General features: G+C 41.8%; 3 protein-coding genes. 1 reads left to right on the forward strand and 2 read right to left on the reverse strand.

Annotation, left to right across the window (positions count from 1 at the left end):
• The first annotated feature begins 220 nt into the window (after positions 1-220).
• Complete coding sequence (locus tag LG34_RS07030; protein ID WP_242979824.1) at positions 221-1558, forward strand: helix-turn-helix domain-containing protein; 1338 nt, start codon at positions 221-223, stop codon at positions 1556-1558.
• 110 nt (positions 1559-1668) lie between these two features.
• On the opposite strand, the gene LG34_RS07035 is transcribed toward LG34_RS07030, so the two are convergent.
• Entirely contained in the window at positions 1669-2697 is a 1029-nt protein-coding gene (locus LG34_RS07035; protein ID WP_109215473.1) for a transglutaminase domain-containing protein, read from the reverse strand.
• A 15-nt stretch (positions 2698-2712) separates the two neighbouring features.
• Positions 2713-3858 carry an aldo/keto reductase gene (locus tag LG34_RS07040; RefSeq protein ID WP_109215474.1) on the reverse strand — a complete coding sequence of 382 codons (1146 nt, stop codon included), beginning with the start codon at positions 3856-3858 and terminating at the stop codon, positions 2713-2715.
• Positions 3859-4225: the final 367 nt, after the last annotated feature.

Here is a 4225-nt window from a genome sequence, read left to right on the forward strand (position 1 = left end):
ATTGGTAGACATTTTCTACCGATTTTTTATACTGAAATCAGATGAGATACATCACACACTTTCAGAAATGCTCTCGCATTTTTGCTGCTGACGAACTATAAAAGATGGCCTTATTTCTCATCTGATATATTTTTAATTTCCGGAAAGTCACACAACATCAATTTGATTCTGTAATGACAATTTCATGACAGGATCATCCTTTTCCAGACTGAGGTACATTATGACATTAGGTGAAAAATTATATACATTACGAACAAAACAGAATATGACACAGGAACAGCTGGCAGAAAAGCTTCAGGTTTCCCGCCAGTCTATTTCCCAATGGGAATCCGATGCCACACGCCCGGATCTTGAAAAATTAAAATTTCTGGCAGAGTTTTATCAAGTATCATTGGATCAATTATTAGATGAAAATATGGATATTTTTGCGGAAGAATCTTCTGATTTGACTCAGAATGATGATTGCCCGCCAAATAACCAGAATGGTACAAATACATCAACCGATTTCGCTTTCACAAATGGTAGTCATGATGCTACTGATCATGATCATTCTACTGCATCCGGCGTTTCCCCGGAAACCATTGAAAAGATTACTTCTGAAATACTGAAGAAAAACCATAAAACCTGGAAGCGGACTACTATTGGATTTGGTACTGCGTGTCTGGCACTGACGGTTGCCTTGATCGTAGTCACAGTAACTTTTTCCACGAAATTAAATGCGCTTTCCACTCAGATTGCACAGAGCTCCGCTCCGGTTTATATAAATAATGATTCCGATTACACCACGGAACGGGATACTTATTTTCAAAGTTATAACGCGACTGCAGATTCCGTTACGGAAGATGGGAAAAATCTGCATGTCAAATTTACTGCTGTTTTGAAAAACTATCAGGATAACACGACTCTGACCATGCAGCTTCAGAATAACTCGGATCAAAATAATATTCCGGTTACATTTACCTGTGAGGACGGCACCTATACTGGTTTCGCTGACCTGCCGATCAGTGCTGACACTTATACAACAACTGCATGTATCGATACAAACGGCTCAAAACAGACCGTAGATATGAATGATGAGTATAGTTCTTTTTCTGTCCTGTCATTAGCAGACTGGCAGCCAAGTCTTCAAGCTGACGGAAATTCCTATGATAAACTGAATCGTCGTAACGATGGTCACTTTGGCCTGAGCAGTAACAATGTCAATTGTCGTTTCTTTATCTCGGGCGTCACACTTGAGGTTCTGGCAAATGACACAAAAGTATACTCTTATACCCTGGATGAAGATGATATGAGTCTCTTATCTGAGGATGGAACTACGCTTTATATTCCATACAGCTTCACGGTTCCAAAAGATAATACAGCAGAAGATTACACCGTTAGACTGCACTGGTATAATTCCACGCTGAAACAATATATTACCTATGAAGTAAGTGGAGTCGGAGTAAACTATTTTAATGTTTCAAATGCTGATGTTATTACTTCCATTCTATTTAACGCTGATCTGGATTCTGATGACGCTGCTCCTGTAAAGGTTACATTTTCATCAACCGAACCTTAACTACATGTTTATGCGAAAGGCAGAGAGACTAAAACTATACACGGATTTGTTATTACACATCCATTAACGAAAACAAAAATCTTTTGCAAACTACGTAAAAGGCGAACAGGTCATTCCTGCTCGCCTTCGTTTGCTTCTTCCATATCAATACATGCATCTTCGACTGCATCCACAAAGCTGACACGTATGACAGCCTGCGCCCAGTTCATACTGATCCTTACTGCTTTCTGTTTCTCATCCCCTGCTTTTTTGATCTGCTCTAACAGTTCCTGAAAAATCTCTTTTGTCAGATAACCGCCGCGCCAATGAAAGGTCAGTAATCTGCCCTTTTTTGCTGCCTGCAAAGACCGTTTGTACACATCTTCTATTTTTGTAAAAGAAAGCTTTCTCTCCCGATAGTAAAAGTGATCTCCATCCGTACAGGAAGGAGCCGGTGCGATCAGCGGTTCGTGATCCCGGAAAATCTTTTTATCTTCCAGATTGAAATAATCATAGCGCAGTTCCTGTCCTGCAAGACTGTGCTTTCCAAGGGTATTGTCAAATGTAACATCCAGATGATAAAACTGTCCGCCGATTTTTACGATATTCCATGTATGCCGATACTTGATGCCTTTCTCTGGATTGTTTCCGCAAATGGCGATCATGCACCAGATCCCAAGGGCATCACACAGCACTTTCACAGATTTTGCAATCCCCTCACAGACTCCCACACCATGTCCTAACGGTCCAATGATTTCATGGGAATATGCTTTTTTCAGTTTATCGTAAGTGACATTTTCACAGATAAAATCGTGGATGTATTTTTCCTTCTCCCACTCTGACAGATTTTTTGCCGCCCGCGCCAGTTTTTCCACACGGGCTTTCATGGCTTTCTGATGCTCCCGAATCTTATTTTTATCAAACAAATATTCCGGAAGCAGGATCAGATTGGAAGAATTGTCATAATAGCGGTACTGATATCCCGTCGCCCAGAACACTTCCGGATGATCCAGACGCATTTGAAAAAAGATATCATACAACTCCCGCCCGTCAATTCGCGGAATCTGAATCTCTGACTCCAATGCATTGATGCCCTGCAGCATTCCGTGATACACAGCCTGCTGCAGTTTATTCATCTTGTTATAGTAAAACGGTTCCATAATGATACGTTGTCCTTACTCCTGTACACGTCCCATTTTCTGAGCAAAGCTGTGCAGCGCATCCGGGATCTGAATGGTCTGCGGACAGACTTTCTCACAGCTGTGGCATCCGATACAACACTCCGGCTGTTTCTCTGCATCTACAGAAGCCAGTGCCATCGGCGCAATAAAATCTCCAGCACCTGCGACCATTGCCTCATTGTATAATTTCAGCAAGAATGGAATATCCAGTCCCTTTGGACAACGGGAAACACAATAATGACATCCGGTACAAGGCACGGTTGTCTTGCGGATCATGTCGTCAGCAACGCCAAGAATCAGTTCCATCTCAGATTCGTTTAACGGTTTATTTTCCTCATAAGTTGCAATGTTGTCTTTTAACTGCTGCATGTTTGACATACCTGACAATGTCATAGTTACCTCCGGAATTGCCTGCAGAAAACGGAACGCCCATGCCGGTACTTTTTCCTCCGGTCTTGCCGCTGCCAGTTTTGCAGTTGCCTCCTCAGAAAGAGTGGCAAGCTGACCGCCACGAACCGGCTCCATCACCCAGATTGGGAGATTCCATTTTTTCAGTAATTCCACTTTTCCTTTGGCATCCTGGAACTTGTAGTCAAAATAATTCAGCTCAATCTGACAGAATTCCATGTCTTTGCCATATGCTTCCAGAAACTTTGTCATACACTCAATATCACCGTGTGCAGAAAAACCAAGATGTTTGATGCGACCATTTCGTTTCTGTTCCATCAGATAATCATAAATGCCGTATTTCGGATCAAGATATGCATCCACGTTCATCTCACAGACATTGTGGAACATATAAAAGTCAAAATACTCTACCTGACATTTTTTCAACTGTTCCTCAAAAATCGGTTTTACTCTTCTCATATTCCGCAAATCATATCCCGGAAACTTGGAAGCCAGATAAAAACTGCTGCGATCATATTTTTTCAGCAGTTCACCAACCACAAGCTCGGATTTTCCACCGTGATAGCCATATGCGGTATCATAGTAGTTAATACCGGATTCCATGCAGTATGCAAACATTTCCTCCGCAGCTTTTACATCAATCTGATTGTCGTCACCGTCGATAACCGGCAGTCTCATATTTCCCATTCCAAGAGCGGATAATTTTAATCCCTGAAATTCATTGTAAATCATAAAGGTATCAGTCTCCTTTCTCTTACCCAGTTTTCCATCTTCTTATTACATCATCGTTTTTATTATACAGGTTGAAGTGCACTCCAAGTCAAGCCTTTTACAAAAAATGTAAAAGTAACTTCCGGATGGCAAATTTTTTATTACCATCCACACTTCTCCTGCATCTCTGCAATGCTTATGCCCACACAAACTCTCACATAATTCAAGTCGAACACATGTGAGACTTGGTGCATGATTCTGGTCAGCGCAAGCTGACATCTTCTTTTCAGAATCACTGCGCTCTACACTCCGTTCCGGTCGGCGCAAAACCATTGTCTTCCAGACAATGTGCGCCCTCGCGGAGCATTTATCTCAGTCGGAGATTGAA

This window comes from Eubacterium ramulus (assembly GCF_003122485.1).
In the GTDB taxonomy this organism is placed as follows: domain Bacteria; phylum Bacillota; class Clostridia; order Lachnospirales; family Lachnospiraceae; genus Eubacterium_I; species Eubacterium_I ramulus_A.

Bases quoted from the DNA above. Each gene is read 5' to 3' on its own strand.
- LG34_RS07040 (WP_109215474.1), bottom strand. From the start codon at position 3,858: ATGATTTACAATGAATTTCAGGGATTAAAATTATCCGCTCTTGGAATG.
- LG34_RS07035 (WP_109215473.1), bottom strand. From the start codon at position 2,697: ATGGAACCGTTTTACTATAACAAGATGAATAAACTGCAGCAGGCTGTG.
- LG34_RS07030 (WP_242979824.1), top strand. From the start codon at position 221: ATGACATTAGGTGAAAAATTATATACATTACGAACAAAACAGAATATG.